4 protein-coding genes are annotated in these 5,938 nt (G+C 59.7%); 2 read left to right on the plus strand and 2 right to left on the minus strand.

Annotated elements, in window-relative coordinates; translation table 11 throughout:
* Positions 1-831 (minus strand): trypsin-like serine protease (locus GY725_04385; GenBank protein ID MCP4003414.1); only part of this gene is annotated, 831 nt, incomplete at its 3' end.
* A gap of 218 nt (positions 832-1,049) precedes the next feature.
* Positions 1,050-1,493, minus strand: a complete 444-nt coding sequence (locus tag GY725_04390; GenBank protein ID MCP4003415.1) for a TraR/DksA family transcriptional regulator — start codon at positions 1,491-1,493, stop codon at positions 1,050-1,052.
* A gap of 292 nt (positions 1,494-1,785) precedes the next feature.
* Between GY725_04390 and GY725_04395 the strand changes: the two genes are divergently transcribed.
* Together GY725_04395 and GY725_04400 are read left to right on the plus strand one after the other, a co-directional pair.
* Positions 1,786-3,936: a hypothetical protein gene (locus tag GY725_04395; protein MCP4003416.1), complete on the plus strand. Its 2,151-nt coding sequence runs from the start codon at positions 1,786-1,788 to the stop codon at positions 3,934-3,936.
* Positions 3,937-4,308: 372 nt separating this feature from the next.
* A complete protein-coding gene (locus GY725_04400) occupies positions 4,309-5,814 on the plus strand; it encodes a hypothetical protein (protein ID MCP4003417.1) in 1,506 nt (501 codons plus the stop codon).
* Positions 5,815-5,938 lie beyond the last annotated feature (124 nt).

Below are 5,938 nucleotides of genomic sequence, written 5' to 3' on the forward strand. Positions count from 1 at the left end.
GCCGGCGGCCTTGGGCGTGTCGAATTGCGAATCGAGGTGCACGCCCAGGAAAGACCGCACGACGCGACCGTTTTCGATAAGCTGACGGGCGACGACCATGAACATATTGATCGGAATGGCAAACCCGATCCCTTCGCTGCCGCCGCTGTTGCTGGCGATGGCCGTGTTCACGCCGATCACTTCGCCCCGCAGGTTCAACAACGGCCCCCCGCTGTTGCCCGGGTTGATGGCGGCATCGGTCTGAAAGAAGTCCTGGTACTTCACGCCGGCGTGTCCGAGTTTGAGATCGCGACGGCCTTCGGCACTGACGATTCCATAGGTCACGGAATGACTCAGCCCGAAGGGACTGCCCACGGCCAATACGAAGTCGCCGATTTCGACCTTGTCGCTATCGCCCAGTCGTGCCGAGGTGAGATCGTCGGCCGTTACGGCCATCACAGCCACGTCCGTGCCGTCGTCGTCCCATTTGGCTGTCGGTTGCAATCGGCGACCGTCGGCCAGGGAGACCCTAATATTCTTCAGCGGTGCATCGCTGATAACGTGCCGGTTGGTCAGGACAAAGTGCTTTCCGTTCAGCTCGACAATCACCCCCGAGCCCGCCTCCTCGCGGGGCTTGCGGGCGCCGTAGTTGCTGACCGGCTGCCCGATCTTTTTGGCCTCCAGGTGGACGACGGTCGGTTTGACCAGCCGGACCGCCTGTTTCAGCACGCTGGCTTGTTCGATGGCCGCTGCATCGCGTGCCAATTGTTCATACAACTGATCTCTCGCGCTTCGCGATGGCGAACTGCCGTCACTTGTTTGGGCCACCAGCAGACCTGGGGCGGCTGCCATCGACAACACCACCAGAAGAAACAAGCAGACGCGAAAAGCTCGCCTCGGATCGCACGGCATGACGACAATCCCTTCGAATCGCAATCGGAACAAGAGGGGGCGCGCCGGAGGTCGGATCTCATACGCTTCAACAGATTGCCCTCCAACGCTGCCCCAGGGGGCAGGTCGGGAAGCAGGCCTCCCGGGCGCCATACTTTTCGGTCGGAACGACGATCAGGTCAGCTCAATTCCAGGTCGCCAACCGGAACGTCCAGGTCCATCGGATCGGCGTCGGAGACCCTGGCCCAGTTGAGGGGAATACCCGTTTGAACACCTTGCCTTTCCGCCTCACGCTGGCATTGGATGCACATTGTCGCGTAGGGCAGTGCTTGCAGGCGGGCCAGGGGAATTTCGCAGCCGCATGTTTCGCAGCCGCCGTATTCGCCGTCGCGCATTCGCTGCAGGGCGTTGTCGATGCTTGTCAGTTCGCGGGCCTCGACTTCGGCCAGTTGGCAAGTGAGTTCGTCTTGCGCCGCATCCAAGGCGCAATCCGCGACGTCGCCAGAGGTTGCGCTGTTGAGCTCTCTGAGTAGGCTCAGGTCCCCACTAAGGGCTTTGCGCAGTGCGTCGCGTCGCGTGAGCAATAGCTCGCGCATACTGGAAATTGCATCATTGCGTGCCATGTCCGCCGTCCCGGGTGTCCGATCATGGCCTTCGCCGAAGGTGTTCCCCCCCTTCAGATGAGCCGGATTCGAACCTCCAAAAAAGTGTGAGATGTAGTTTCTGTGCCCGGACTCTTCCGGACGCTGCCGTTAACTATAGGTCGCGCCACGGCCGTTGCGGCCTGCGGCGCCCCCCTCATAGTCGATATCAGTTGTCGCTAACCGATAATCGACAAATTCGGCAGCAAGATGCAGCCGTTTTTTCGACAAAGTTTGCCTTGTCCGCGAATACTCGCGCCGGGGATCGGCCGGATTGCCCGGCCTGCGTTTTGACGCACTGCCCATCGTAAGCTACATGTCTTTGGGACTTTCGGACTTACGATGGACCGCCAAGCCCACCCCCACACCCGCCGCCGGCAGAACCCCACCACAAGCCCCACATGCCAACATGGACAAAATCACGGCCAAAACTCGGTCACGTCGCGCCAAAAGCCTGCTGGGCACACCTCCGCAGGACCTGTTTTTACTCGTGCGCGGAACGGAACATGGCGGCCAGATCGTTCGCCTTTCGGCGCCAAGATGCACCGTGGGATCGGGGCAGTCGTGCACCCTTCGCCTACGATCCGCCGGTGTGAACACCGTACACTGCCTTATCTTCCGCGGCCGCCGAGTCACCTTCGTTCGTCGCTTCGACGAAAACACCCGACTCAACGGCCGGATGTTCGACTCCGCCCCCCTTTCGGTCGGTGACCGGCTGGTCGTCGGCCCCGTCGAACTCGAGGTCATCGACGAGGCAACCGCCCGACGGCTCGACCGTCGTTCACCTACCGCCGCCCTCCCGCGAAAAGGGCGGGACGACGCGACTCCGCTTCACCAGGTTGTAGAACAGGCCAGGCAACAGGCCGACCTCCTCAGATCGTCGCTCGCCAAGACCCGCCATTCCGCCACGCTCCGAGTCCAGCAGCTTGCCAACCAGCTCCGCTCGGCCCGTGAACGCCTGCACCGCCTGCAGGCCGAATACCACGGGGACCGGGAGCGGACCCGCTGCGTTCAGCAGGCTCTAACCGATCAGCAGGAGACACTCGAAGTTCAGTTCGAACAGCGGCATCGGGAACTCGAAGCCGACCTGCGGCGCCGCCAATCGGAACTGGAAGGTCAGGCGGCGGAAGTCGAAACCCAGGCAGCCGAACTCGCCGAGCGAAAACGACAGCTCGCCGCCGATCACGCGGAAAGACAACGGGACCTGGAAACCTCTCAGCGGCAACTCACGGAAAGCCGTGAGCAGATCGAGCGGCAACGAGCCGAAGCCGAAAGCGGGTCGTCTCGCGCCCAAGAGACCTTCGATGCAGAATCGGAAAGGTTCGAGGAGCAAAAAAGACAATTTGAGGCGGATCGGACTGCCTGGCAGCAGGAGCGGCAACGGTACGACGATGAACTCTGCGAACGCTCCGTGTTGCTCGAGCGGCGACAAGCGGATCTGGTGGAAAGCGACAAGGAACTGGCCGCGGCCCGCGATGAGCTGGATACGCTGAAGAACGAAATCGAGTCCCGGCACAACGACGAAGCCGGCCCCAACCTGCAGCCGACCGATGCGGAAACCCCGGGCTTTTCGGCTGCGTTTGACGAAGGTGTCCAGCCGTTCGAGCAAACGCAAATTGATCCCCACACGGCCCCCGACACAAGCATGCCGTTGGCTGACGCCACGCCGCCGGATGCACTAACGGACATGCCCGGCGCACACGAAGGCACGCTCCATGCACAGGTGGACGTATCCGGCGCACATGAAGACACGTTCGGTACACAGGTGGACAGTGCAGAGCCGGAAAATCGGTGTCCTGAAGAGACTCCGTTTTCGAGTCCAATGCATTCGCCCCGCGACTCGTCGTCCAACGAAACAATCGCACCCGCTGTCAACGACGGCGGCCAAGACGAGAGTGTTGAAGAGTATATGACCGGCTTGATGCAACGCCTGCGAGGGGACGACTCGCCGAGGCCGGAAGTGGACGACACGCCTTACGTGGCCACGCAGGAGCGGGGGTTCGAGGAAGAGCCGTCCGCAGAGCCCACGTGCGAAACTGCCCCCGAGCCTCCGTCGGAAGAACCATTCGATCTCTCGGAATACCGGCCGCGTAACTTGGCCCCGGAGTCGAAGACTGATCTCGGCGCGCTCCGCGAAGTGGCCAACACTTCGGCTCGATCCGCGATCGTTCAGCACAGCCAGAAGAGGAGCGGCAAAGGTGCCTTTGGAAAAACCGTGTGGGCCTCAATGGCCCTGCTGGCCGCTGTTTCCTTCGGCTTATGGAAATTCGCCTTGGGGCCGATTGCCTTGGCCGGAGCCGCGATTTCGCTTGTGGCCGCGTGTATTTGGTTTGCCCAGGCCGCGCGCATGATCAATACCGCCTGTCTTGCCAAGCGAGTTCCGCAAGGGGGCCGCGTGGAAGACTCGCTCCCGACCGGCGAATAGTCGCCGTTTTCTCCGAAGACGCCCGGCTTCTTCTGCGAGTTCTCTGTCAGAGCGTAATTCTTGGGTAGCTGGACTCGCCAGAGTTCAGCCCAAGTGGCTAACCCGGATTATTCATTAGCCGTTGGGCGCTAGCCTGGGCTGTCAAAAAGCTGGGGTTGACGCGGTTTTTCGATGTTGTGATTTTATTCCTGTTCCGTAGTCGATTTCCAGCCCTTGTTCCGCCAGGTTGCGATATGGTCAAAGCTATTGAAGAGTATCGTTCTCCTCCACACAAAATCATCGCGATGCTCAAAAAGGGGCGGGACCACCTGCGGGTGAAGTATCGGGAGTTGATGGAGCAGCGGCGATCGGCCGAGAACCAAGCTAGGGCCGTTGAGAAAAGCCGCGCGAGGTGGCGGGCGCGGGCCGAAGCTGCTGAGGCTGAACTTCGCGAATATAAAAAAAGATGAACCATGCCCGGTAGACGTACCGGGTCGCTGTGAGAATCCAGATCGCCCAGAACTCTCGCCGCCTGTCTCCATTAAAGGCGAGTTGCTCGATGCTCCGAAGGTTCCTGGCAGCAGCCTTTCGATCGAATTGGTCATGCTGGTGCTGAGGATCGTGATTGAGGGGGCCGTTTCGATGAGAGCGGCCTCGAGGATCAGTGGATTGATCTGCGAGTTTATCGGTGGGCATCGCTTCGATGGACTCACCCATGCCACCGTTCAAAACTACCTCCTGCGAGTTGGACTCGATCGGATCAGCAATGCGACCGATGCATCTTGCTCGGATCGCGTCTGGATCATGGATCACATGATTGCTGCCGGTTCGCTTAAATGCTTTGTCGTTCTAGGAATCAGTGCTGAAAAGTTCACTGGGCTCGAGCGTCCCCTGCAGCACAGTGACGTTGACGTGTTGGCTCTGATTCCCACGGAGATCTCCAACGGAGCCGTTGTTAACGATCAACTGAAAGAGATTTCTGACCGGGTTGGCGTCCCGCTGGCGATCCTCAATGATTGCGGTTCGGACCTGAAAAAAGGCGTCGAACTGTTCCGGCAAGATCATCCCAAGGTGATTTCGCTGTACGACATCGTTCACTTGGCATGCCGCTTGATTTGGAAACGTCTGGGTAAAGAAGATCGCTTCAGCCAGTACCGGCAGGCCTGTTGCCGATGTGCCAACAAGCTGCGGCAAAGTTCGCTTGCGCACCTGAAGCCACCTCGTCCGAAGACAAAAGCCCGGTACATGAACTTGGACCCGGAAATTCGCTGGGGTCGGCGAGCCCTATGGTTGCTTGACAGAGTCCGCAGCGGCAATCTAACCGCTCGCCAGCAAGACCGTCTGGAGATCCAAAGCGTCGAGGCACAACTTGGGTGGCTGGAGGAGTACTGTGAGGAACTTGGCAGCTGGACTCAGTTGTGTGAAGTCGGACAGGCGAGTTGCACGGCGGTGCGTCGCTGGGGATACTCCGGTGAGACGGTCTCCCAGTTGAAAGCGGCTTTGGGGACTAGCGAAATACCAGTGGTCCAAGACTTGATTGCGGAACTGACGTTGGTGGTTGAGCAACAATGTGCGCGGTGTGAGAGTCAGGAGGGTCGGCTTCCCGGTAGCAGTGAAGTGATCGAATCCCTGATTGGCAAAGGGAAACGATTACTTGGCACGTCGCAAAACAATAACAGCTTGACTGGCCAGATCCTTTCGATCGCCGCGAGCACGGTGAAGTTCAGCGTGACAACGTTGGCGGAGTCACTGCGCCGATGCCGCATCGGCCACGTTAAAGCTTGGGCCAAAGAAAAAATTCAGCCAGGCATACACGTTGCACGCCGAGAAGACTTATCGGCCCCCGGAAGCGGAATAAAACTTGCGCAACCCAAGGTCGCCGCAACCCCAGCTTTTTGACAGCCCAGGCTAGCGCCCAACGGCTAATGAATAATCCGGGTTAGGGGCCTTCCTCATGCCACCGGCTCTGCCGGTGGTCACTGACTCGACCGTTAACAGAGATGGAAAGTCGATTGATAGTTCA

The organism is bacterium (assembly GCA_024226335.1).
In the GTDB taxonomy this organism is placed as follows: Bacteria; Myxococcota_A; UBA9160; order SZUA-336; family SZUA-336; genus JAAELY01.